The 1394-nt window shown below is 54.0% G+C and carries 1 rRNA gene; it reads left to right on the plus strand.

The features are described 5' to 3' along the window. A 16S ribosomal RNA gene (locus tag EXN75_RS17405) occupies positions 1-1327 on the plus strand; the annotation flags it as partial. Positions 1328-1394: the final 67 nt, after the last annotated feature.

Below are 1394 nucleotides of genomic sequence, written 5' to 3' on the forward strand. Positions count from 1 at the left end.
GAATGGGATTAAAGATTTATCGGTGATGGATGGGGATGCGTCTGATTAGCTTGTTGGCGGGGTAACGGCCCACCAAGGCAACGATCAGTAGGGGTTCTGAGAGGAAGGTCCCCCACATTGGAACTGAGACACGGTCCAAACTCCTACGGGAGGCAGCAGTGAGGAATATTGGTCAATGGGCGAGAGCCTGAACCAGCCAAGTAGCGTGCAGGATGACGGCCCTATGGGTTGTAAACTGCTTTTATAAGGGAATAAAGTGAGTCTCGTGAGACTTTTTGCATGTACCTTATGAATAAGGACCGGCTAATTCCGTGCCAGCAGCCGCGGTAATACGGAAGGTCCGGGCGTTATCCGGATTTATTGGGTTTAAAGGGAGCGTAGGCCGGAGATTAAGCGTGTTGTGAAATGTAGAGGCTCAACCTCTGCACTGCAGCGCGAACTGGTCTTCTTGAGTACGCACAACGTGGGCGGAATTCGTGGTGTAGCGGTGAAATGCTTAGATATCACGAAGAACTCCGATTGCGAAGGCAGCTCACGGGAGCGCAACTGACGCTGAAGCTCGAAAGTGCGGGTATCGAACAGGATTAGATACCCTGGTAGTCCGCACGGTAAACGATGGATGCCCGCTGTTGGCCTGAATAGGTCAGCGGCCAAGCGAAAGCATTAAGCATCCCACCTGGGGAGTACGCCGGCAACGGTGAAACTCAAAGGAATTGACGGGGGCCCGCACAAGCGGAGGAACATGTGGTTTAATTCGATGATACGCGAGGAACCTTACCCGGGCTTGAATTGCAGAGGAAGGATTTGGAGACAATGACGCCCTTCGGGGTCTCTGTGAAGGTGCTGCATGGTTGTCGTCAGCTCGTGCCGTGAGGTGTCGGCTTAAGTGCCATAACGAGCGCAACCCCTCTCCTTAGTTGCCATCAGGTCAGGCTGGGCACTCTGGGGACACTGCCACCGTAAGGTGTGAGGAAGGTGGGGATGACGTCAAATCAGCACGGCCCTTACGTCCGGGGCTACACACGTGTTACAATGGCAGGTACAGAGAGACGGTTGTACGTAAGTACGATCAAATCCTTAAAGCCTGTCTCAGTTCGGACTGGGGTCTGCAACCCGACCCCACGAAGCTGGATTCGCTAGTAATCGCGCATCAGCCATGGCGCGGTGAATACGTTCCCGGGCCTTGTACACACCGCCCGTCAAGCCATGAAAGCCGGGGGCGCCTGAAGTCCGTGACCGTAAGGAGCGGCCTAGGGCGAAACTGGTAATTGGGGCTAAGTCGTAACAAGGTAGCCGTACCGGAAGGTGCGGCTGGAACACCTCCTTTCTGGAGAGACGATTATCCTATGAAGAGATAGGAATCTGATAAAAGTTCGCTTCTCTTCTTGTACGCA

Origin of the sequence: Segatella hominis (assembly GCF_004535825.1) — a bacterium.
Taxonomy (GTDB): domain Bacteria; phylum Bacteroidota; class Bacteroidia; order Bacteroidales; family Bacteroidaceae; genus Prevotella; species Prevotella hominis.